17 protein-coding genes and 1 pseudogene are annotated in these 21464 nt (G+C 65.2%); 9 read left to right on the plus strand and 9 right to left on the minus strand.

The window, feature by feature from the left end:
* Nucleotides 1-10 precede the first annotated feature (10 nt).
* A complete protein-coding gene (locus BM374_RS27765) occupies nucleotides 11-2440 on the minus strand; it encodes a bifunctional diguanylate cyclase/phosphodiesterase (RefSeq protein ID WP_092299716.1) in 2430 nt (809 codons plus the stop codon).
* A gap of 283 nt (nucleotides 2441-2723) precedes the next feature.
* Between BM374_RS27765 and BM374_RS27770 the strand changes: the two genes are divergently transcribed.
* Nucleotides 2724-3890: an ABC transporter substrate-binding protein gene (locus tag BM374_RS27770; RefSeq protein ID WP_092299719.1), complete on the plus strand. Its 1167-nt coding sequence runs from the start codon at nucleotides 2724-2726 to the stop codon at nucleotides 3888-3890.
* A 6-nt stretch (nucleotides 3891-3896) separates the two neighbouring features.
* Here BM374_RS27770 and BM374_RS27775 read toward each other — a convergent pair whose 3' ends face one another.
* The 4 genes from BM374_RS27775 to BM374_RS27790 form a co-directional block, all read right to left on the minus strand.
* Nucleotides 3897-4874, minus strand: coding sequence for a hydroxyacid dehydrogenase (locus tag BM374_RS27775; protein WP_092299722.1), 978 nt, complete (start codon nucleotides 4872-4874; stop codon nucleotides 3897-3899).
* Between the two features lie 12 nt (nucleotides 4875-4886).
* Nucleotides 4887-6740: a TRAP transporter large permease gene (locus tag BM374_RS27780; protein WP_177248572.1), complete on the minus strand. Its 1854-nt coding sequence runs from the start codon at nucleotides 6738-6740 to the stop codon at nucleotides 4887-4889.
* Nucleotides 6741-6762: 22 nt separating this feature from the next.
* On the minus strand, nucleotides 6763-7794 hold the full coding sequence (locus tag BM374_RS27785; RefSeq protein WP_177248566.1) for a TRAP transporter substrate-binding protein: 1032 nt from the start codon (nucleotides 7792-7794) through the stop codon (nucleotides 6763-6765).
* Nucleotides 7795-8128: 334 nt separating this feature from the next.
* A complete protein-coding gene (locus BM374_RS27790; RefSeq protein ID WP_092299725.1) occupies nucleotides 8129-8572 on the minus strand; it encodes a DoxX family protein in 444 nt (147 codons plus the stop codon).
* 96 nt (nucleotides 8573-8668) lie between these two features.
* On the opposite strand from BM374_RS27790, the gene BM374_RS27795 reads away from it, so the two are divergent.
* The 3 genes from BM374_RS27795 to BM374_RS27805 all read left to right on the plus strand — a co-directional run bounded on the left by BM374_RS27795 (nucleotide 8669) and on the right by BM374_RS27805 (nucleotide 12944).
* Nucleotides 8669-9586 (plus strand): LysR family transcriptional regulator, encoded by a 918-nt coding sequence (locus tag BM374_RS27795; RefSeq protein ID WP_092299728.1) that lies wholly within the window; start codon nucleotides 8669-8671, stop codon nucleotides 9584-9586.
* Nucleotides 9587-9717: 131 nt separating this feature from the next.
* Nucleotides 9718-11184 (plus strand): caspase family protein, encoded by a 1467-nt coding sequence (locus tag BM374_RS27800; protein ID WP_092299731.1) that lies wholly within the window; start codon nucleotides 9718-9720, stop codon nucleotides 11182-11184.
* A gap of 92 nt (nucleotides 11185-11276) precedes the next feature.
* A complete protein-coding gene (locus BM374_RS27805; RefSeq protein WP_092299734.1) occupies nucleotides 11277-12944 on the plus strand; it encodes a SulP family inorganic anion transporter in 1668 nt (555 codons plus the stop codon).
* Between the two features lie 94 nt (nucleotides 12945-13038).
* On the opposite strand, the gene BM374_RS27810 is transcribed toward BM374_RS27805, so the two are convergent.
* The 3 genes from BM374_RS27810 to BM374_RS27820 form a co-directional block, all read right to left on the minus strand.
* Nucleotides 13039-13401 carry a hypothetical protein gene (locus tag BM374_RS27810; protein ID WP_092299737.1) on the minus strand — a complete coding sequence of 121 codons (363 nt, stop codon included), beginning with the start codon at nucleotides 13399-13401 and terminating at the stop codon, nucleotides 13039-13041.
* Nucleotides 13402-13504: 103 nt separating this feature from the next.
* Nucleotides 13505-14806 (minus strand): Spy/CpxP family protein refolding chaperone, encoded by a 1302-nt coding sequence (locus tag BM374_RS27815; RefSeq protein WP_177248567.1) that lies wholly within the window; start codon nucleotides 14804-14806, stop codon nucleotides 13505-13507.
* A gap of 108 nt (nucleotides 14807-14914) precedes the next feature.
* Complete coding sequence (locus tag BM374_RS27820) at nucleotides 14915-16339, minus strand: FAD-binding oxidoreductase (protein ID WP_092299943.1); 1425 nt, start codon at nucleotides 16337-16339, stop codon at nucleotides 14915-14917.
* A gap of 87 nt (nucleotides 16340-16426) precedes the next feature.
* Here BM374_RS27820 and BM374_RS27825 point away from each other — a divergent pair, with 87 nt between their 5' ends.
* Nucleotides 16427-16933, plus strand: a complete 507-nt coding sequence (locus BM374_RS27825) for a thioesterase family protein (protein ID WP_092299742.1) — start codon at nucleotides 16427-16429, stop codon at nucleotides 16931-16933.
* A gap of 59 nt (nucleotides 16934-16992) precedes the next feature.
* On the opposite strand, the gene BM374_RS27830 is transcribed toward BM374_RS27825, so the two are convergent.
* On the minus strand, nucleotides 16993-17163 hold the full coding sequence (locus BM374_RS27830) for a DUF1328 domain-containing protein (protein WP_092299745.1): 171 nt from the start codon (nucleotides 17161-17163) through the stop codon (nucleotides 16993-16995).
* 238 nt (nucleotides 17164-17401) lie between these two features.
* Here BM374_RS27830 and BM374_RS27835 point away from each other — a divergent pair, with 238 nt between their 5' ends.
* From BM374_RS27835 to BM374_RS27850, 4 genes and pseudogenes are all read left to right on the plus strand, one after another.
* Nucleotides 17402-19987 carry an ATP-dependent helicase gene (locus tag BM374_RS27835; protein WP_092299748.1) on the plus strand — a complete coding sequence of 862 codons (2586 nt, stop codon included), beginning with the start codon at nucleotides 17402-17404 and terminating at the stop codon, nucleotides 19985-19987.
* 3 nt (nucleotides 19988-19990) lie between these two features.
* Entirely contained in the window at nucleotides 19991-20278 is a 288-nt protein-coding gene (locus tag BM374_RS27840; protein WP_092299751.1) for a type II toxin-antitoxin system HicB family antitoxin, read from the plus strand.
* Nucleotides 20279-20366: 88 nt separating this feature from the next.
* Complete coding sequence (locus BM374_RS27845; protein ID WP_092299754.1) at nucleotides 20367-20783, plus strand: hypothetical protein; 417 nt, start codon at nucleotides 20367-20369, stop codon at nucleotides 20781-20783.
* Nucleotides 20783-21449, plus strand: a pseudogene (locus tag BM374_RS27850) (OmpA family protein). The gene BM374_RS27845 and the pseudogene BM374_RS27850 overlap by 1 nt, the downstream one beginning before the upstream one ends.
* The last annotated feature ends 15 nt before the right edge of the window (nucleotides 21450-21464 follow it).

A 21464-nucleotide genomic window follows, 5' to 3' on the forward strand; every position in this document is an offset into this window, starting at 1 on the left:
GGCCGAGCGCTCAGGCTGCGTCGCGATGCGAACTCGAGCACGGCCCATCGAGCTCGACGTCATCGACCGGCCGCGGGCGGCCGAAAAGATAGCCTTGCGCAAAGTTGACGCCGAGCGCCTTCAGCCGCTCGAACTCCTCTGATGTTTCGACCCCCTCGGCGGTGACCGACATATCGAGCCCCCGCGCCAGCGTCACGATCGAGGAAATGATGGCAGACGAGCGCGGCTGATGCGTGAGATTGCGGACGAAGGATTTGTCGATCTTGATCTTGTCGAACGGGAACGCGGTGAGATAGCTGAGCGAGGAATAACCTGTGCCGAAATCGTCGAGCGCAAGCTCGACGCCGATGCTCTTCAACCGCTCCATGAAAGCATGGTTCTCGGTGCCGCGCTCCAAGAGCACGGATTCGGTGATCTCGATCTCGAGCCGTTGCGGCGACAGGCCGGAATCGCGCAAGGCGCCGCAGATGACGTCGAACAGATCGGCTTCCTTGAACTGGATCGGCGACAGGTTCACCGCGACCATCAGATCGGACGGCCAGCTCGCCGCATCCGCGCAGGCGCGGCGCAGCACGAATTCGCCGAGCGGCACGATCAGCCCGGTCTCCTCGGCGAGCGCGATGAACTGATCCGGCGGGATCAGCCCGCGCACCGGATGGCGCCAGCGCACCAGCGCCTCGAACCCGCGCCGCGCGCCGGTGTTGGCATCCATGAAGGGTTGATAGTGAACCTCGAGCTGGCAGCGCGCGATGGCATCGCGCAGATCCCCTTCCAGCGTGTTGCGCGCCTCGAGCTCGGCCGACATCGCCTCGTCGTAGATCGTGAAGCAGTTGCGGCCCGCCGATTTCGACCGGTAGAGCGCAAGGTCGGCTTTCTTCAGCAGCTGCTCCTGGTCGCTGCCGTGATCCGGCGCGATCGCAATGCCGATGCTGGTGCCGATCTCGACGCGATGTCCCGGCAGCAGGAACGGCTCGGACACGAGCTTGGCGATCCGCGCAGCCAGCTCGGTCGATGAGGCGCGCTGGTCGTCGCAGCCTTCCTGGATGATGGCGAATTCGTCACCGCCGAGCCGCGCCAGCACATCGGTGGCGCGCACCGCGGATTTCAGCCGCTGCGCCACCAGCCGCAGCAGCGCATCGCCGGCACCATGGCCGAGTGAATCGTTGACGTTCTTGAAGCGATCGAGATCGAGCATCAGGATCGAGAAGGTCCAACCGCCGTTCCTCAGCTGTGCGTTGAGCTCGTCGAGCCGGGCGAGGAAGAACGCACGATTCGGCAATCCCGTGAGCACGTCGGTCTGCGCCAGCTCGAGCACGCGCCGGTTGGCCAGCGACAGCCGCCGCGAATTGCGGCTTGCGAGCATCAGATAGGTCGAAAGCGACAGCGTCAGCAGCATGCCGACGGTCAGCACGGCGCCCGCGCGATCATAACTCGTCTCCAGCGGGCCGCCGACGGTCGGAACCGCCCGCACCTGCCAATCGGTGTCGCCGATCTTGAGGCCGGCCGACCAGTGCCGGCCGCGCGCGACATCGCGCATCGATTGCGGCGCGGCCGCTGCCGAGGCGTAGTCGGGCAGCATGTCTTCCAGGCTGATCATACGCGCGTTGAAGGGCTGATAGACGTTCACGCTGACGGCGGGACTTGCCCCGGTCCTGGCGCGAATGGCCTGCATCAGCAAAGGCAGGTCGAAGATGCCGACCACGAAGCCCGTGATGTTGCGGCGGCGATCCGCGATGGTCTCACGCGAGGTGCCCTTGGCGTAGACGGGCACGATCACGAGCACATTCGGCAACTTGCCATCGTCGTTCCGGGCGTAGAGTTCGGTGCGGATGGCGGTGATGTCGTCGTTGTCGCGAGCACGCTCGAGCACCGTCTTGCGGTCCGGCACGCTCATGTAATCCATGCCGTAGACGGGCGACGTCTTCGGCTGCGTTGAATAGAAGACGGGGAAATACTCCTCCCCTTGCGGTGCGGTGACGAAGCCGTCCCCACCGAGCGCCTTGATGCGATAGCCGGACACGCCGTCGGCAATCGCGGCAGCCTCGTATTCGGCGCGCTCCTTGCGGGTGATCCGCGGCAGCCAGCCGACGCGCAGCAAGCCGGGATAGCGCTCGAACAGCCGGCCGCTGAACGTCTCGAACTCGCTGCGCGTGACCACCTCGTTGGACGATTCGAACAGGGTCCGCAGCGCCACGAGCCGGCTGATATATTCGTTCATGCCGTTCTGCATGACGATGGATTGCGTTTCGGCCGCGTTCTCGAACTCGATCTTGTTGACGCGGTCCTCCCAGCGCGCCACCGCCGCGGCGCCCGCGAGCGAAAACAGCAATCCGAGGGCAGCCGCGACCAGCGCAGGGCGATACAGGCCGAGCAGCGACACGATGCGCCGCCATCCAGCCACACGCCTTCGACCCAGATCGTTCTGATCGCGATCGCCCATCCGAATTCCGCACGTCCCCTCGGCGCGGCGGCCGAACTCAGGGTTGAGCCACCGTCGCGACTATCGGACAAGGATCGGGGTTAAGAACCGTACAACATTGGAACCGGCTCATCCCGCATCCCGAGATGTAGTTAATGATTGACCTTCGCATTGCCGAAATCAGGTGGCCAATTGCCGTTTTTACCCGGAGTCTTACGGAGGACTCCCTCGACGCCGGTTAGCGGCCTGTTGAGGCTGCGGACCTATCGTTGGCCCAATTCTTCCTGCATCCGGCGAGCTCCCTATGAAACGATCGCGCGCAGCAATAGGCGTCGCACTTGCCGCCGCGTTGCTGACAGCGGCAACGCTGACGGCACGCGGCGATGAGGCCGGCGTCAGCGAGGACGCAATCCTGTTCGGCCAGGCTGCGGCGCTGGAAGGTCCCTCTTCCGTGCTCGGGCAACGCATACGGCATGGCATCGTCGCAGCGTTCAACGAGATCAATGCCAAGGGCGGCGTTCACGGCCGCAAGCTCCGGCTCATCAGCCGCGACGACGGCTACGATCCCGACCGCTCGGTGGCGGAAACGCTGAAGCTCATCGAGGACGACAAGGTGTTCGCGTTGATCGGCGCCGTGGGGACGCCGACTGCGATCGCGACCATTCCCGTGACGAGCGTTCGCAACATCCCCTTCATCGGACCGTTCAGTGGCGCCGAATTCCTGCGCGACCCCGAACTCTCGAATGTGGTGAACATTCGCGCCAGCTACAGCGCGGAGACGGAGACCCTCATCAAGCGCCTCACCGAGGATCGTCACTTCACCCGGATCGGCATCTTCTACCAGGACGATTCTTTCGGCCGTGACGGCCTTGCCGGCGTGAAGAGCGCGCTCGCCAGGCGTGGGCTCGAACTCGCCGCTGAAGGCACTTTCGAACGCAACACCCGTGCGGTCAGCGCGGCCTGGCGCACCATCAAGCGCGCCGAGCCCGAGGCCATCGTCATGGTCGGCACTTACGGCCCGAGTGCCGAGTTCATCAAGCTCGCGCACCGCAACGGCGCCTATCCCACCTTCGTCAACATCTCCTTCGTCGGCGCCACCGCGCTTGCCCGCGAGCTTGGCCACGACGGGGAAGGCGTCATCGTCTCGCAGGTCGTGCCGTTTCCCTGGGATCGTTCGATCAAGCTTGTCGCCGACTACCAGGCCGCACAGACCGCGCTCGATCCCACGACGACACCGGACTTCGTGTCGCTCGAAGGCTACATCTCCGGCCGCCTCGCGGCAGCGGCACTGGAAAAAGCCGGACCGAATCCGACACGCGCCGGCCTGCTGGACACAATCAACGCGACCGGCCGCTTTGACATCAGCGGCAGCCTCGTCATCGTCGGCGCGCGCGCCATCGACGCGCCGCCGAAGGTGTTTCTGACGGTGATCCAGAAGGACGGGACGTTCAAGGCCGTGCATCGGCTGTAGGGGCGCTCACGACCGCCGCGTCCAGCGCTCGGCGTTGACGGCGCCCTGCGGCGCCTCGCCTTTGATGATCGCCTCGACCTGCCGCACGGTTTCCAGCGACTGATATTCGATCGCCTGAGGCGTCAGTCCGCCGACATGAGGGGTGGCGACGACGTTCGGAAGTTTCGCCAGCTCCGGCGTTGGCATCTGGTCGGGCGCGCGGCCGACATCCATCGCCGCGCCCGCGATGCGATTCTCCAGCAGCGCCTTCGCGAGTGCCGCCTCGTCGACAAGATTGCCGCGCGAGAGATTGATGAAGACGGCATGCTTCTGCATGCGTGCCAGCGCCGCCTCCCCGATCAGGTTTTCGGTCTGCTCGTTGGCAATGGCGAGGCAGACGACGTAGTCAGACGCCGCGAGCAGCTCATCGAGCCCGACCTGCCGGATCGCGCTGTCGCTGACATCAGCGAAGGGATCGGCGACCAGCACCTTCATACGCATGACTTTTGCGATTTCGGCGAGGTAGCGCCCGATGCTGCCATAGCCGATGATGCCGATCGTGCTGCCGGCGAGCTGGCGTCCCATCCGCGCCTCCGGCTTGCGGCCGGCGTGGTAATCCGCCGTGGTCCGCGACACGCCACGCGACAAATCGACCATGAAGCCGACTGCGAGCTCGGCGACCGCCTGCACGAAGCCGGGACCGGCACGGGTCACCAGCACGCCCGCTTGCGAGGCCGCCTCGACATCGACGTTGCGGATATCGACGGCGCAGCGGACAAAGGCACGCAGGCGCGGCAGTTGCGCGAAGATCTCGCCGCGGCCTTCGGTCATGCGATCGGCGACGATGATGTCAGCATCCTTCGCGGCAGTCACGAGGCCCGCGGCATCGAGCGCCTGGTCACCCTCGTGCAGGATCACGTCAGCAATGGCGCGCAGGCCGTTGAGGCTGCGATCGCCATAATAATTGCGGCGCATCTCCGGCGTATGGGCCAGCAGGACTTTCACGATAGCACTCCTTCAATAGCCGAATGCGCGCGGCAAGGCCGTCGAGAGCCAGGGCACGAAGGCGATGACGAGCAGGCAGAGGAACAACAGGCCGAGATAGCCCAGGATCGGTTTCACCGTCTGCTCGATCGGCACGTTGCCGATCAGGCAGGCGCCGTAGAGCCCGAGCCCCAGCGGCGGCGCGAACAGGCCGATGCCCATCGCGATGACAAGCACGACGCCGAAATGCAGGGGGTCGATGCCGAGCTGCACCGCGACCGGCAACAGCAGCGGTCCGAAAATGATCAGCGCGGCCGCGCCTTCCAGCACCGAACCCATCACGATCAGCACGGCAATGGCGAGCAGGATGAACAGCCAGACGCCTGAGGTCTTGGACAGGCCCAGCATGAAGTCGCCGACCGCATGCGGCACCTGTTGCAGGGTCAGCGTGAACGCCAGCGATTGCGCGGCAGCCACGATGAACAGCACCAGCCCCGCGCGCGTCGCCGCCTGCACGAAACTATGCGCGGCGGTCTTGAAGCTGAGCTCGCGGAACACGACGCTGCCGACGACGAGCGCATAGGCCACGGCAAACGCCGAGATTTCGGTCGCCGTGGCAAAGCCGCTCTTGAAGCCGAAGAAGATCATGAAGATGAGGCCGAACGAGGCGATCGCGCCGCTCCACAGGCCCGACACCGGCACCTGCGGCTCGACATCATCGGTTTGCGCCGGCGGCTTGCCCGAAATGATGGAGAACGCGATCAGAACCGCCGCCATCAGCGCCGCCGGCAATAGCCCTGCCATGAACAAGCCGCCGATCGACAGGTTCGCGACGAAACCCAGGATGATCAGGTTGATGCAGGGCGGAATGGTCTCCGCCATCACCGCGGACGCCGCGAGCAGCGCCACCGCACTGCCGGGATTCTGCCTGGAGCGGCGTGCCGCCGGGATCAGCACGGAGCCGACCGCGGCAACATCGGCCATCTTCGAGCCTGAGATCCCCGAGAACAGCACCATCGAGGCCACCATCACCACGTTCAGCCCACCGCGCATGCGGCCGACCGCCCGCTGCAGCAGTTCGATCAGGCGCACCGACATGCCGTTGGCTTCCATGAGGTAGCCGACCAGGATGAAGAACGGGATTGCCAGCAGCACGAAATTGTCGATGCCGCGCGCCATCTGCTGGGCGAAGATGACGCCCGGCAGCGCGCCCTCGACCCAGATGAAGATCAGCGCGGCCAGCGCCAGCGCGAAACCAATCGGCAAGCCACCGAACAGCGTGGCGAAGAATCCGATCAGCATCAGCGTGCCCGCCGACGGCACCGACGACGGCGATAGATAATCCCAGGCGAGATAGAGGCCGGTGACAATAGCGACCGCGACCAGGCCCTTCGTGATATCGGGCAGCGGCCGCGCGCAGAGATGATCGATCGCGAACACCGTCATAAACAGTGCGCCGACGCCCATCGGATAGAAGGTGAGCTCCAACGGAAGGCCCGAGCCGGTGGTCTGCCCCGATGTCAGCGAGCCCAGCTTGATCGCATTGTAGGCGACGTAGCCGGAGATCAGCACGACGAGCACGGCACTTGCTGCGTCGACCAGCGTTCGCAGCCGCTGCGGCAACAGATCGCGAAAGAAGGACACGCCGACATTCTCGCCGCGCGCGAGTGCGCTCGCCGCGCCGAAGAAGGCCGAGCCGACCATCAATCCGCGCGCAACGTCATCCGACCATTCGACCGGCGCGTTGAAGAAGAAGCGCAGCAGCACCGAGCCGCAGACGACCGCGAGATCGGAGGCAAGAAGTGTAGCTGCGATCGCATCGCTCAGGCGAAGCAGCAGCGCGACGCTGCCGTGACGACCGCCCGAGAGGGACAAGGCGCCGGTCATCGCCATCCCGGATTTGGCCATCTCAGGCTTGCGTCGAACGGATGATGTCGATGACTGCCTTGGATTCCGGCCGCGCCTTGATGAAGTTCTCGGTCTGCGGCGCCACGCGCTTCTTGAACGCCTCGCGGTCGCACTCGGCCACGGTCACGCCCTTCTCGGTGAGCGCAGCCAGCGCCTCCTTCTCGACCGCGAGCCCGTGGGTCCGCGTGTCGGCCGCGGCCTTCTTGGCGGCATCGAGGAAGCCCTCGCGCAGCTTCGGATCCATCCGGTTGAACGTCGTATCGCTGAAATAGATCGCGAGCGGCGAGAAATTGTGCTGCGTCAGCGCGTAGAACTTCGCGGTCTCATAGAACTTGCTGGCGAGGATCGTCGGCGGATCGTGCTCGAGGCCATCGAGCACGCCCGCCTGCAGCGCCGTGTAGATTTCGCCGAACGCCAGCGGCGTCGCGGCAGCGCCCATCAGCCGCAGGCATTCGGTGATGACAGGATTGGGCAGCGTGCGGATCTTGAGACGGGCCAGATCCTCCGGCGTCTTCACCGGCTTCTTCGCAAACACGCTGCGTGAGCCGAAATTGTAAGCCCAGGCGATGATGCGGATGTTGCTGCCCTTGAGCAGCGCGTCCTCGATCGGTTTGGCGGCGCCGGCGTCGAACGCCTTGGTCTGCTGCGGGAAGCTCGAGAACAGGAAGCCGAGGTCGTAGGTGCCGACCAGCGGCACCAGATTGGCCGAGATCGACGAGCCCGAGACCATGAGATCGATGACGCCGAGCTTCACCGAATTGATGACGTCGATCTCCTGCCCGAGCTGATTGTCCGGAAAGAAGGCGACCTCGACCTGCTCGCCGAGCCCGTTAGCCTTCAGACTCTTGACGAGGTTGTCGTAATAGACCCGGCCGTTGGCGAATTTGGGATCGTTCGGCAGCGATGAGGAGCATTTCAGCTTCAGCGTTGCGGCTTCAGCGCGGCCGATGATGGCGGGAGAGAGGATGAGACCGGCGGTCACCGCCGTCGACGACTTCAGGAACGCGCGACGGCTCACGGGCACGATGGGCATGATATCTCTCCCGATTTTTCTTGTTCGCGGCCGCTGTCGTAACCACGGCCTGTTGCGCGAACTGTATGGCCAAAGCGACGGGGCAGGCAAGGCTTGCAGCCAGGGACGATGCGAGCGCACGAGCGGCAGGCGCGCGGGTGAGATTGGAACGCAATGCCTGTGTTTGCCGATGTTTTCGATCATGCCGCATCGCGGCCAGACGATGGGTGGGGCGAGATTATGCGGATCAATCCAATTCAGGCATGGATCGATGCCAAACGCATATTGATGGATACGCAGCAAAGAGCTGCGGGACCGGGATCCCGCAGCTCTCTCATTCTAGCGATCGATGAGATCAGCGCGACGGCGCGACGCTCAGCTGACCGTTCGCTGCCTCGGCATCGCGCGAGGGCCGCAGTGCAAAGGCGCCATCGCCAAGCAGCGCCTGCGCGACCAGCGCGATGGCCCAGAACGCGGGAAATTCCCAGCCGCCCTTCGGGTTGGTGAAGAAGAAGCCCGCCCCGCCATGGACCGTGAAGATCGCGCCGAGCAGGACCGGAATGCCTGCGAGCGCCGCATAGCGGGTCCAGATGCCAAGGATCAGCGCGATGCCGCTGAGAACTTCCACGGTCATCACGAGGTAGGCCAGTTCCGGCGGGAAGCCGAGGCTGCCGAAGAACTTTGCGGTGCCGGCGGGGGTGAAAACGAACAGTTTCAGGCTCGCATGGGCCAGGAACAGGGCGCCCAAGGTCACACGCAGGGCCAAGGCGGCGTAAGGGGCGGTACGGGAATCGATCATCGGGGTCTCCGTTGTTCGAGACATCCATGATCTATTCTTGATAGGATGATAATAAGCTATTTTGGAAATACACCTCACACCAACGGAGTGAGATAGATGCTCGACCGGCTGACCAGCCTGGAAGTCTTCGCCAAGGTGGCGGCAAGCGGCAGTCTGTCCGGCGCGGCGCGGGTTATGGGCCTGTCGCAGACGATGGTGACCAAGCATGTCGCGTCGCTGGAGGCGCGACTTGGGGTCAAACTGTTCCACCGCACCACGCGGCGGCTGTCGATCACCGAGGCTGGCCGCCTCTATCTGGAATCGTCCGAGCGGATCCTCGCCGACATGGAGACGGCCGACGCCGCGGTCGCGCGCGAGCGCGTCGAACCGCGCGGATTGTTGCGGGTCAACGTGCCCGTTGTGTTCGGCACACGACAGATCGCTCCCCTGATTGCCGAATTCTCCGAGCGCCACCCTGAAGTCACGCTCGAGCTCGGCCTCAATGATCGTCTCGTCGACCTCGCCGAGGAGGGCTGGGACCTCGCGATCCGCATCGGCAAGCTGCGCGATTCCAGCATGGTGGCGCGCAAGCTCGCGCCGAACCGCCTGGTCGTCTGTGCCGCGCCGTCATATCTGGCCAAGCACGGCACGCCGCGCAGCGTCGCCGATCTCGCCGCGCATAATTGTCTCGGCTACACGCTCTCGCAGCAGGCAAGCGCAGCGGAATGGCTGTTCGGCGCGGATGGCGAGATCCGCGTCCAGGTGTCGGGAAACCTGCGCGCCAACAATGGCGATGCGCTGCGCGCGGCGACGCTGGCCGGGCTTGGCCTCGCCCGGCAGCCGACCTTCATCATCGCCGATGATCTGCGGGCCGGCACGCTGGTCGCGCTGCCGCTCGACCAGCCCGAGATCCAGTCCTCCGCGGTCCATGCGGTCTACCTGCCCGATCGCAGGCCACCGGCGAAGGTGCGCGCCTTCATCGACTTCCTCGCCGCGCGCTTTGCGCCAGATCCGCCCTGGGACCGTGGTCTGTGATGCGTTGGCTCCGGCAGAGGCCCTACCCCATTCCGCCGCACGGGCGTCCGTGAGCTAGCGCACAGACGGCGCCTTGGCGGACGACTAGAAAAGGTGACATCCTCGCGCCCATTGCCGATGGAGGTGACACCATGCGCCGTCCAGTCCTTTGCAATTTGATCTTTGCCGCCGGCCTGTTTGTCCTCACCCAATTGATGGCGCCGACGGAAGCTGCGGCCGAAGCGCGGCTTGCGCTGGTGATCGGCCAGTCCGCCTATCGCACGGTGCCGGAGCTGCCCAATGCCGCCAATGACGCCAAGGGCATGGCCGAGTTGCTCGGCAATGCCGGATTCACCGTCACTGCCGCACCGAACCTCGCGCAGAACGAGATGCGCCAGGCGATCTCGGATTTCGCAGGCAAAGTCAGTGCCAGCGGCGTCGACACCGTCGCGCTGGTGTTCTATGCCGGCCACGGCCTGCAGATCGACGGCGAGAACTATCTGGTGCCTGTCGATCTCGATCCCAAGCGCGAGGCCGACATTCCGTTGCAGGGCGTGCGGCTGAACGATCTGCTCAACACGCTCGGCGCATTGCCGACGCGGGCGCGCATCTTCATGCTCGATGCCTGCCGCAACAATCCGTTCCCGGCGCTTTCAGGTGCCGGCCACGGACTTGCCATCGTCGACACCAAGGCCGGCGCGCCCGGGTCCTTCATTTCGTATTCGACCTCACCCGGTGCCGAGGCCGAGGACGGCTCCGGCGCCGACAGTCCCTACACGACGGCGGCACTGTCCGTCGCCAAGCAACCGGACATCCCGATCGAGGAAGTGTTCAAGCGCATCCGCATCGCCGTGGCGCAATCGACCGACGGGCGACAGATCCCGTGGGAAAGCTCTTCGCTGACCACCGACTTCAAATTCTTCGGCGACAGCAGCGGCCAGCCGCCGGCGCCGGGCGCAAACGCCATGGCGCTTGCCAGCACTCCGCGCAGCGTCGCGGACTGGCGCAAGGATTTGAAGGGCAAGGATGCCAGGGCTGCCTATGATCTCGTGATCGCTGAGGACACCGTGGAGGCTTATCAGGCCTATATCGAGCTCTACGCGGAGGCCTCCAACACGCCGCGCCTGCGCACGGTGCTGGAGCGCCGGCGCCAGATGCTGGCGTGGGACCGCGCGGTCGCGATCAACACCCGCGCCTCCTTCGAGGCCTATCTCGCGAACTGGGGCAACAGCGATCTCGCCGCGACCGCGCGCCGGCTGCTGCTGCGCGTGCAGAACCGCAATTATGCCTTGCCGGTTGCGGCCGCCGCGGTCCCGGTCGCCGTCGCCATGGCGCCGACCTGTCCGTGCTCGGCACCAACGCCGCCGGCAACGCCGATTAACCCGACGGTTGCGCCCGTGATCAAGAAGCGCGTCGACGACACGCCGCCAAAGCGCAAGGTGGTCGACACGCCGCCGAAGCGCCGGCCGCCGCCCGATGAAATCGTCGTCGAGCGCGCGCCGCCTGCCGGTCCGCCGCCCGGCGCCGTGATGCAAGGCATCGGCATCGGGATTGGCATCGGGATGGGAATGGGTGGCGGAGGCCGTGGCGGCGAGTATCACAACGAGCGCAGGTACTGACGACGGATGTAGAGAAATCGCGTCTGGCGCCTTCCAGACCGGAAATGCTGTAGTCTAATGGCAGACGCGCGCTTTCCGGGGATTCGAGATTGATGCTGCACGACGCCGACGCCAAGCCTGCCTGGCCGCTGTTCCGCTCGCTCGCATCCTACGCCCTGCCCGGCGACCTGATGGCGGGACTGACGTTGGCGGCGATCGCAATCCCCGAGCAGATGGCGACCGCGCGGCTTGGCGGCTTCGCACCGCAGATCGGATTCTTCGCATTCATGGCGGGTTCGCTCGGCTTTGCGCTGCTCGGCGGCAACCGCTTTCTGTCCTGCGGCGCCGATTCCACGATCACGCCGATCTTCGCCGGCGGGCTTGCGGCGCTCGCAGCCACGGGCTCACCTGAATATCAGGGGCTCGCCATCGCGCTGGCCTTGATGGTTGGCGCCATGATGCTTGCCGGCGGCGCGTTCCGGCTCGGCGGCATCGCCAACCTCTTGTCGATGCCTGTCATGGTCGGCTTCCTTGCCGGCATTTCCGTCCACATCATCGTATCGCAATTGCCGGGCGTCCTCGGGCTGGACCCGCCTGATGGCCCGACACTCGATCGCATCGGCGTGCTTGCAACCGAGATCGGCCGCACCAATCCCGTCACGCTCTGCATCGGCTTCGGCGTGCTCGCGGTGGTCTTCATCTCCGAGAAGATCAGCGCAAAAATCCCGGGCGCGCTGATCGGGCTGGTTGCCGCGACGCTGGCGACGATCGCGCTTGGCCTCGAGAACAAGGGCGTCAACGTCGTCGGCAGCGTGCCAGGCACGCTGCCGCGACCGACCTTCCCCGTCCTTGCGCCGGAGCACTGGGTTCGCCTGCTGCCGCTCGCCTTCGTGGTCACAGTGGTCGTGATGGTGCAGACCGCGGCCACCACGCGATCGTTCCCATCCGATCCCGACAAGCCTGCCGATGTCGACCGCGACTTCCTCGGTGCGGGCGCGGGCAGCGTGCTGTCCGGCCTGTTCGGCGCCTTTCCGGTCAACGCCAGCCCGCCGCGCACCGGCATCGTCGCCGAGACCGGCGGACAATCCCAGTTCGCAGGCCTTGCCGCAGCAATGATCGTGCTGGCGCTGCTCGCCTTCGGAACGGGATTGTTGCGCCATGTGCCCGACGCAGCGCTCGGCGGCATCCTGCTGTTCGTGGCTCTGCGGATCATCCGCACCAAACAGATCGTCACGATCTATCGCCAGTCGTTCAGCGAATTTCTGCTCATCGTCGCCACCGCCGCGCTGATCATCGTGCTGCCGATCCAGCAGGGTGCGTTCCTCGGCATCATGCTGTCGCTGCTGCACGGCATCTGGAGCACGACGCGCGCACGGCTCGTCGAATTCGAGCGCGTGCCGGGCACCACGATCTGGTGGCCGGCGCATCCACACATGACCGGAGAGCGAATCGAGGGCGTTACCGTAATCGGGTTCCAGGCGCCGCTGTCGTTCCTCAATGCGCCGAGCTTCCGGAGCGACGTCGCAAAAGTGCTCGGCACGGCAGCGCCGCAACTGCTGGTGCTGGAGGCGAGCGGCATGGTCGAGATCGACTTCACCGCAGCGCAGATCCTGCTCGACGTCTTCAAGGTGTGCAACGCGCAAGGCGTCACGGTTGCGCTGGCCCGGCTGGAATCGGTGCGCGCGCAGGACGCGTTCGAGCGTTTCCGCCTGTTCGACGCCTTGCCGAGGGAGCACGTCTTCCACAGCGTGGACGAAGCCGTGCAAAGACTGGCGAAGTAAAACGGTGGCTCTAGGTTAAGCCAGTCGTGCCGCGGGTTCCAACCTCTCCGCTTGCGGGAGAGGGAGCGCACCGGCTTCGTGGAAGCAGTCGCGCTTACTCCACCAGCGTGGGGTGATCCCGCTGCACCGTCTCGCGGATCCAGCTGGCGTGGATCGCGCGGAAAAGGATCTGCGCCGTCTTGATGTCGTTCGCCGTCATGCAGAGGTCGACGATGCGATGCACCGCGTCGTCACGCATCAGATCGTCGGAGATCTTCATCGCGATCTCCATCGCGACCTTCGCCGCGCGCTCATAACGAGCACGCTCGCCCTTGTCGCTTCGTGCACAGCCGATGGCGCTATGGGCCGCGGCGCCACAGATGGCGCTGATGCGCGCGACGGCGTCGATGTCGCCGAGCGGCCACTCGATCGCCTCGTCCCAGATCTCCTGTCGCGATTTGCGAGCGAACCACTTCATTGCCCCATCACCCGCGGTCTTCCGCTTCAGGGTTACTCAGCATAGAGAGATCAATCGAGATCGGCGAGCCGATTCTTGCACCATGCTCCTTCGCCTGATGCATTCAAGATGTTCGACGCGGTCCGATGGCTTCGAATTGTGCCTTCTGCTCGTCATTGAGCGTGCCGTAAAAATCCTCCAGCGCCGCGCGAACCGACTTGACGCCGTCGAGCATGATTTCGAGCCGCTTGCGGACCGCGGCCATGCGCGCCGGCGGCGTCATCACCTCACCTGGCTGACACGCCGCCTTCAGAGATGCGCTGACCTTGTCGCTGGTATCCTGGAGCACTTGCAGCGCTGCGCGCTGGGTGTCGTTGGGATGAAGCCTCGCCTCGAGGTCGGCGCCGGGCCAGTCGGGCGCAACGGGCGCACCGCAATTCTGGATCAACGAGGCCCCGGCACTGCCGGAAGCTGTCGCGCGCCGCTGGTCTTCAGCCAGTGCATTGAAGCGCGCCTTCTGTTCGTCGGTGAGTGAGCCGTAGAATCTTTCGAGCGCGGGTTGAACGAGATCGACGGCCTTCTCCATCGCTTCGATCCGTAGCTGCATCGCTGCCAGCCGGCCGGGCGCGGTCGCCGCGACTTGCGTCGGGCAGGAGGCACGGATCATTCCGGCTGCATCTATCGAGGCATTGCCGAGCACGTCGAGGCTTGCGCCTTGCGCTTCAGTCGGCTGCACCGCTTCGGCAATCTGGTCGATCGGCAGACCGACGATCTCACGACGGTCGCTGCCACAAAGCTGATCCAGTGCAACGCCACGCGCGTGCCGCCGTCCGCGTCCACGCTGCGGCGCATAGGTCGCGAGGCCGTCATAGCCGTAGGGCCCGAAGATGCCGGCATAGATATCGGGATAGCCATAACCCCAGAAGCCGAGACCGTCGCCCCAGATCGTGTAGTCGTAGAGGTCATTATAGGCGAATGGCCAGAACAGCGGTCCGACCCAGCCATAACCGCCTCCTGCGTGTTGCCACCATCCGCTGCTCGCGCCATGCCAGCCGGCCAGTGCCGCCGCCGCTGCAATCTGGGCGCGCGCCGCGGGATTGCCGATCAGACGGCCGTTGCGAAAGACCCTGGAGTGCAGATTCAGCGCGTTGCGGACATTCGAAGGACGGATGGATGCATTGCGCATCTGACCGAAGTTCGGACCGCCATGTCGAGCCCCTGTCGCAAAGCGAGCCCCGCCATGATGCCCGCCGCCACGCGCATGTCCACCGCCATGCCCACCAAAATGTCCGCCACCATGATGGCCACCGCCGTGCCCGCCGCCGTGACCACCGCCACCATGACCGCCACCGCCTTTACCCAGAGCCACGCCCGCCAGCATGCCGGCAAGCGCCATCACGGCAATTCCAATGACCGGTCGCAACATTCCACAAACATCCCGAGAGAAGCCGCGCCATTGAGGCATCGGAAATTGACGGGAATGGGAACCAGCATGGCCGCGGAAAGTTCCGCGACCGCGACGCGCCAGGCCGCGCTACGCCTCCGGCACGATCTTGCCAGGGTTGAAGATGTTTTGCGGATCGAGCGCCTTTTTCAGCGCACGCATTGCGTCCAGCGCCTCGGGCCCGAGCTCGGCCATGAGGTATTTCTGCTTGCCCTGGCCGATGCCGTGCTCGCCGGTGCAGGTTCCGTCCATCGCCTGCGCGCGTTCGACCAAGCGATGCATGAACTCCTCGCCGCGTGCCATCTCGGCCGCATCGTTGGTGTCACACACCAGCGAGCAGTGGAAATTGCCGTCGCCGACATGGCCGACGATCGGCGACAGCAGATTGAGCCGCTTGAGATCTTCCTCGGTCTCGCTGACGCAATCGGCAAGCCGCGAGATCGGCACGCAGACGTCGGTCGCCACCACGCCGATGCTGTCGCCGGGGCGCAGCGCCTTGACGGACCAATAGGCATCGTGCCGCGCCTGCCACAGCTTTGTGCGATCCTCAGGCTTGGTCGTCCAGGAGAAATCGCCGCCGCCGCACTCTTTGGCGATCTCGCCGAAAGCCTTGGACTGTTCGGCGACCTCGATCTCGCTGCCGTGGAACTCCAGCAGCAGCAGCGGCGTCTCCGGCAAAGTCAGCTTCGAATAGGCATTGCAGGCCTTCACCTGCGCGGCATTGAGCAGCTCGATGCGCGCCACGGGAATGCCGGTCTGGATCGCCAGGATCACGGCCTGACACGCCCCATGCACTGACACGAACGACACCGCGCCGGCCGCGATGGTGTCGGGGATGCCGCGCAGGCGGATGGTCAGCTCCGAGATGATGCCGAGCGTGCCTTCGGCGCCGACGAACAGATGGGTCAGATCGTAGCCGGCCGATGACTTCTTGGCACGCGTGCCCGTGGTGATGATCTCGCCGTCGCCGCGCACCACCTTCAGCGCCAGCACGCTTTCGCGCATGGTGCCGTAGCGCACCGCGTTGGTGCCCGAGGCGCGGGTCGAGGCCATGCCGCCGAGGGACGCGTCTGCGCCGGGATCGATCGGGAAGAACAAGCCCTGGTCGCGCAGATGCTCGTTGAGCGCCTTGCGGGTGACGCCGGGCTGGATCACGCAGTCGAGATCCTCGGCGTGCACCGCGAGCACCTTGTTCATATCACGCAGGTCGATCGAAATACCGCCGGCGGGCGCATTGACCTGGCCCTCGAGCGAGGTGCCGGTGCCGAAGGGAATGACGGGCACGCCATGCTTGGCGCAGATCCGCACCACGTCCTGGATATCGGCCGTCTCCTGCGCCATCACCACGCCGTCCGGCGGCTGGTTGACGATCCACGTCGTGGTATGGCCGTGCTGCTCGCGGACGGCCTGCGAGGTGATGAGACGGTTGCCGAACCGTGCGGCAAGCTGCTCCAGCGCGCTTGCGAGGGCTTTCGGTGCCGGCCGCGGCGGATTATTGGTGATGGTGGTACCCACGGACATTCCTCCCGACAGAAGAAACCGTGGCAAAGGACATAAAGCCGGTCAAGTCAAGCGACCGGACGCATAGCTTGGGAAGGACACATGCCGGACAGTGCCGCCGTAGCCGCTACGCCTGAGCCGTTCCGCTCATCGATCATGCAGGTCGAGCCGCAATGGATCGACTATAACGGTCATCTCAACATGGCCTACTACAACGTGATGTTCGATCGCGCGATCGACCAGATGTGGCTGCAGCTCGGGATCGGACCCACCTACATGAAGGAGCGCGGCGGCTCGACCTTCACGGCCGAATGCCACGTGCGGTACTTGCGCGAGATCCATCTCGGCGATCCCGTGCAGGTCTCGGTCTGGCTGCTGGAGGCCGATGACAAGCGGCTGCACACGTTCGAGGAGCTGCGGCACGCCACCGAAGGCTGGCTGTCGGCGACCTCCGAGAACATGTCGCTGCATATCGACATGGGCTCGCGCAAGGTGGCGGCGTTTCCGCCCGACATTCGCGAGCGCATTGCAGCCGTCGTCAAGGCTCACGGCGCCGTGCCGCGGCCCGAGGGCGTCGGCCGGAACGTGGCGATGCCCTCGAAGCGGTAAGCAGCTCAGGCGCCGCTTGGGCTTCACCTCTCCCCGTCGGGGAGAGGTGAAGATCACAGTTATATCCTGCGCCCGCGCGCCAGGCCGACCACGGCCGAAACCAGGAACAGGATGACGGCCACGAAGAAGATGATCTTGGCGATCTCGACCGAAGCGCCGGCGATGCCGCCAAAGCCGAGGATGCCGGCGATCAGTGCGATGACCAGAAACGTTACGACCCAGCCTAGCATGGTGAAACCTCTGTCTTGATGTCTGTCTGCGATCGACGCGGCTGGCCGCGCCTCATGCCTTGACAATCTCGACCCCGGAACGATGGTTCCGGTGCAGGCTGGCTGGAATTTAATGCCGTTCCGAGGAACAAATCGGCCCGCCGCGTACGTGGAAAACCTCGTCCTGGCGCCCCATATAGCCAGCAATCCCTGTTAAGAAGGCTCCCTTCCGCTACCCCGCGGTGCCATCGTGGGGCCAATGATTCGCATGACCGAGCCGAGCAAGATCACAGGCGATCCCGACCACCAACCCGCAGCCGGCGGCATCGCCGCGCGTGCGCGCGCCTCTGTGGGGCCGAAATACCTCTCCGGGCTCAATCCGGAGCAGCGCGAGGCGGTGGAGACGCTGGATGGCCCGGTCCTGGTGCTGGCGGGCGCCGGCACCGGCAAGACGCGCGTGCTGACGACGCGCATCGCCCACATCCTGAGCCAGGGCCGCGCCCGCCCCGCCGAGATCCTGTCAGTGACCTTCACCAACAAGGCCGCCCGCGAGATGAAGCACCGGCTCGGCCAGATGCTTGGCCACGCCGTCGAGGGCATGCCGTGGCTCGGTACCTTCCACTCGATCGGCGGCCGCATCCTGCGCTTCCATGCCGAGCTGGCGCAGCTCAAGTCGAATTTCACCGTGCTTGATGTCGACGACCAGGTGCGGTTGCTCAAGCAGCTGCTGCAGGCCGAGAACATCGACGACAAGCGCTGGCCGGCGCGCATGCTGGCCGGCCTGATTGACGGCTGGAAGAACCGCGGCTTGATGCCATCACAGGTGCCGTCGGGCGAAGCGGCGATGTTTGCCAACGGCAAGGGCGGCAAGCTCTATGCGAGCTACCAGGAGCGGCTGAAGATCCTGAACGCCGCCGATTTCGGCGACCTGCTGCTGGAGAACATCAGGATCTTCCGCGAGCATCCGGATATTTTGCGGCAGTACCAGCAGCGCTTCAGGTTCATCCTGGTCGACGAGTACCAGGACACCAACGTCGCGCAATATCTGTGGCTGCGGCTGCTGTCGCAGGCGCCCGCGAATCCTGCCGCCGCAAATGCCGTCATTCCGGGGCGCGTCGAAGACGCGAACCCGGAATCTCGAGATTCCGGGTTCGATGCTGCGCATCGCCCCGGAATGACGGAGCATGCGGTCGGCGCGCCTTTGACCACGCCTCACGTCAAGAACATCTGCTGCGTTGGCGACGACGACCAGTCGATCTATGGCTGGCGCGGCGCCGAGGTCGACAACATCCTGCGCTTCGAGCACGATTTTCCGGGCGCCAAGGTCATCCGCCTCGAGCGCAACTATCGCTCGACCGGCCATATCCTCGCCGCCGCCTCGCACCTCATCGCGCATAATGAAGGCCGGCTCGGCAAGACGCTGCGCACGGAGGACGTCGAGGGCGAGAAGGTCACCGTCACCGGCTCCTGGGATTCGGAAGAGGAAGCCCGCGGCATCGGCGAGGAGATCGAGCAGCTGCAGCGCCAGGGCGAGAAGCTCAACGAGATCGCCATTCTCGTGCGCGCGTCCTATCAGATGCGCGAGTTCGAAGACCGTTTCGTCACGCTCGGCCTGCCCTATCGTGTCATCGGCGGCCCGCGCTTCTACGAGCGCGCCGAAATCCGCGACGCACTGGCATATTTGCGCGTCATCAATTCGCCCGCCGACGATCTCGCCTTCGAGCGCATCGTCAACGTGCCCAAGCGCGGCCTTGGCGATGCCACCGTGCAGATGCTGCACGACCATGCCCGCAAGCGCCGCATCCCGCTGTTCGAGGCGGCGCGCGCGGTGGTCGAGACCGACGAGCTGAAGCCGAAGGCGCGTGGCAGCTTGCGCGATCTCGTCGCCCAGTTCGACCGCTGGCGCGCCCAGCGCGAGGTGACCGCGCATACGGATCTCGCCCAGATCGTGCTCGACGAGAGCGGCTACACCGAGATGTGGCAGAAGGACCGCTCGGCGGACGCGGCGGGCCGGCTGGAGAACCTGAAAGAGCTGGTGCGCTCGATGGAGGAGTTCGAGAACCTGCAAGGCTTCCTCGAGCACATCTCGCTGGTGATGGACCGCGAGGGCGGCGCCGAGGACGATGCGGTGTCGCTGATGACGCTGCACTCGGCCAAGGGCCTCGAGTTCGACAACGTGTTCCTGCCCGGCTGGGAGGAAGGCCTGTTTCCGAGCCAGCGCACGCTGGACGAACAGGGCCGCGCCGGGCTCGAGGAAGAGCGCCGGCTCGGCCATGTCGGCCTGACCCGCGCCCGCCGCCGCGCCATGATCTATTTCGCGACCAACCGCCGAATCCATGGCACCTGGTCGACCACGATCCCCTCGCGCTTCCTCGACGAGCTGCCCGCGGCCAATGTCGAAATCACGGAATCCAAGGGCGGCTCGGCCTGGGGCGGCACCGGCGGTTACGGCGCTTCGCGCTTCGACGACATGGAGGCGTTCGGCTCGAGCTATTCGACGCCGGGCTGGCAGCGCGCCCAGGCGAACCGCAACCGTGGCGGCGGCCGTAATGGCGGTGGTGGTCGCGGCGGCTTCGAGGAAGAAGCCGCAACGTTCTCGTCCTCCTCATCATCCGGCCCCGATTTCGGCAGCTTCTCCTCGCGCCGCCGCGGACCGCTGACGATCGAAGGCGAGCTGGTCGCCAAATCCACCGGCACGACCTCGGAATTTTCGCTCTCGGACCGCGTCTTCCACCAGAAATTCGGCTACGGCCGCGTCACCAAGATCGACGGCAACAAGCTCACCATCGCCTTCGACAAGGCCGGCGAGAAGAAGGTCGTGGACAGTTTTGTGCAACGGGCGTGAGGCATGCCTCACTACGTCGCCATCATCGAGGACGCAGGGCCCGATGACGTCAGCCTGTGGTTTCCGGACCTGCCCGGTTGCATCTCCGGCGGCGACGATGTCGACGAAGCCCTGGAGAATGCACCCGAGGCGATCGGCTTTTACGCGCAGGATCTGACCGAGGACGGCCGTCAGCTTCCTCCGCCGCGGACACTGGATGAGCTGAAGGCCGACCCCGAATTTGCCGATGCGATCCGGAACCACACCGCCGTCCTGATCGAATTTCCTCCCAGCGACGAGGCCGAGGAGTGAGGACTGTTCGCCGCACTGGCCGGACTCTCGACAATTCCGCAGCGAACAGCCCTTGACCATCGCGAACTTCCCCGTATCAGATGCAGCCATGGTCCGGGGCTCCATCACACTGATCTTGCTGGCATTGGGGATGCCGTCGCTTGCGGCGGCGGAGACCATGAGCTTTGGGGATTCGATCGGGCTCTTGGCGAAAAGTTGCGGTGCGGAGATCGTTGCCAATTGCCGCGGCGTCAATCCGGACTCCACCCGCCTGAAGGAGTGTCTCTCCCGCAATCGGGACGTGCTCTCCCAGCAATGCTTAGGCGACTATCTCACCGCGTTCGACGCCATCCAGAAGCGCATCGCCGCCCGTGTCACGGTCGCGAATGCCTGCCAGCGTGAAATCGTCAAGGTCTGCGGCGGCTCGACCAAGGAGACCAGCAAGTCGATCCCCTGCCTGATCTCGACGCCCAAGGGCGTCAGCAACAATTGCCTGAAGGCCGTCGACGATGCGGGGTATCGCTGATGCGCGCGACCGGCCACGTCACCCTTGCGATCGGTTTGGCACTGGGCCTCGCTCTGCTCGCAGGCAAAGCTGGCGCGCAGACGGCACCGACCCGCGACGACATCGTCGGCAAGCTGAACCATTTCGAGGAAGCAGCCGAGGTCGACATTCCCGCATTGAAGCAGCAGGTGATGGAACGGGCCAGGGCGCGCATCAAGAACGATCCCGGTCCGGTGAACCGGCCGCTGATCGCGCCTGATCTCGCCAAGCTGCCGGTCTTCAACGCCCAGATCCAGTTCGATGCAGACACGCCGATCATCCAACCTGAGTCCTACCAGACCGTCGGCCGGATCGCCGACGCGCTGGTTCACGCTTCCCTGCTGCCCTACACGTTCCTGATCGTGGGCCACGTCGAGTCCAATTCGAAGACCCGCGAGGCCAACGATCCTGAGCCAGCGCCGTGCTGACGCGATCCGCGATGTGCTGGTCAACACGTTCAAGATTTCGACCAAACGGCTTGTGCCCATCGGCCTCGGCGAAGAGCAGTTCCTGGACCGCGCGAAACCGACCTCGGCCGTCAACGGCCAGTTGCAAATCATGACCTTCGCCAAGCTGCCCGAGGATGCACCGGCGCGTCCCGCAGCAGCCCCTCCGCCTGCGACCAAAAAGCCCGCCAAGAGGCACTGAGCGTGCGCGTCCCGG

This window comes from Bradyrhizobium sp. Ghvi, from assembly GCF_900115265.1.
GTDB lineage: Bacteria > Pseudomonadota > Alphaproteobacteria > Rhizobiales > Xanthobacteraceae > Bradyrhizobium.

Excerpts from the sequence above, each read along its gene's own strand:
- BM374_RS27825 (WP_092299742.1), top strand. The coding sequence starts at position 16,427 with ATGCCGGACAGTGCCGCCGTAGCCGCTACGCCTGAGCCGTTCCGCTCA.
- BM374_RS27805 (WP_092299734.1), top strand. The coding sequence starts at position 11,277 with ATGCTGCACGACGCCGACGCCAAGCCTGCCTGGCCGCTGTTCCGCTCG.
- BM374_RS27845 (WP_092299754.1), top strand. The coding sequence starts at position 20,367 with ATGGTCCGGGGCTCCATCACACTGATCTTGCTGGCATTGGGGATGCCG.
- BM374_RS27780 (WP_177248572.1), bottom strand. The coding sequence starts at position 6,740 with ATGACCGGCGCCTTGTCCCTCTCGGGCGGTCGTCACGGCAGCGTCGCG.
- BM374_RS27765 (WP_092299716.1), bottom strand. The coding sequence starts at position 2,440 with ATGGGCGATCGCGATCAGAACGATCTGGGTCGAAGGCGTGTGGCTGGA.
- BM374_RS27815 (WP_177248567.1), bottom strand. The coding sequence starts at position 14,806 with ATGTTGCGACCGGTCATTGGAATTGCCGTGATGGCGCTTGCCGGCATG.
- BM374_RS27830 (WP_092299745.1), bottom strand. The coding sequence starts at position 17,163 with ATGCTAGGCTGGGTCGTAACGTTTCTGGTCATCGCACTGATCGCCGGC.
- BM374_RS27795 (WP_092299728.1), top strand. The coding sequence starts at position 8,669 with ATGCTCGACCGGCTGACCAGCCTGGAAGTCTTCGCCAAGGTGGCGGCA.
- BM374_RS27770 (WP_092299719.1), top strand. The coding sequence starts at position 2,724 with ATGAAACGATCGCGCGCAGCAATAGGCGTCGCACTTGCCGCCGCGTTG.
- BM374_RS27790 (WP_092299725.1), bottom strand. The coding sequence starts at position 8,572 with ATGATCGATTCCCGTACCGCCCCTTACGCCGCCTTGGCCCTGCGTGTG.
- BM374_RS27840 (WP_092299751.1), top strand. The coding sequence starts at position 19,991 with ATGCCTCACTACGTCGCCATCATCGAGGACGCAGGGCCCGATGACGTC.
- BM374_RS27835 (WP_092299748.1), top strand. The coding sequence starts at position 17,402 with ATGATTCGCATGACCGAGCCGAGCAAGATCACAGGCGATCCCGACCAC.
- BM374_RS27785 (WP_177248566.1), bottom strand. The coding sequence starts at position 7,794 with ATGCCCATCGTGCCCGTGAGCCGTCGCGCGTTCCTGAAGTCGTCGACG.
- BM374_RS27810 (WP_092299737.1), bottom strand. The coding sequence starts at position 13,401 with ATGAAGTGGTTCGCTCGCAAATCGCGACAGGAGATCTGGGACGAGGCG.
- BM374_RS27800 (WP_092299731.1), top strand. The coding sequence starts at position 9,718 with ATGCGCCGTCCAGTCCTTTGCAATTTGATCTTTGCCGCCGGCCTGTTT.